Source organism: Gemmiger formicilis, from assembly GCF_016901605.1.
Lineage (GTDB): Bacteria > Bacillota > Clostridia > Oscillospirales > Ruminococcaceae > Gemmiger > Gemmiger formicilis_B.
Window position 1 is genome coordinate 1 of sequence record NZ_JACJKP010000780.1, and the last position, 222, is coordinate 222.

Here is a 222-nt window from a genome sequence, read left to right on the forward strand (position 1 = left end):
GTTTTGCAGCCGGTGTTCCCCGTCAATCCGTTCCCCGTTCACAAACACCGGGGCCTCCGGGTTCAGGGTCTGTACCAGCAGGGATTCTCCCCGCACGCACAGTGCGCAGTGCTGTGAGAAAGAGGAACAACGATGAAACTGACCAAGTGTGAACAGGGACATTTTTACGATTCGGACAAATACCCTGCCTGCCCGTACTGCAATGCGGACTTGCAGAGCGAA

Annotated in this window: 1 protein-coding gene; it reads right to left on the reverse strand. The window is 55.9% G+C overall.

From position 1 onward, the window contains the following. Positions 1–162, reverse strand: a 162-nt coding sequence (locus H6B10_RS19130) for an FHA domain-containing protein (protein WP_430661788.1), incomplete at its 3' end; no start/stop codon positions are given. Positions 163–222 lie beyond the last annotated feature (60 nt).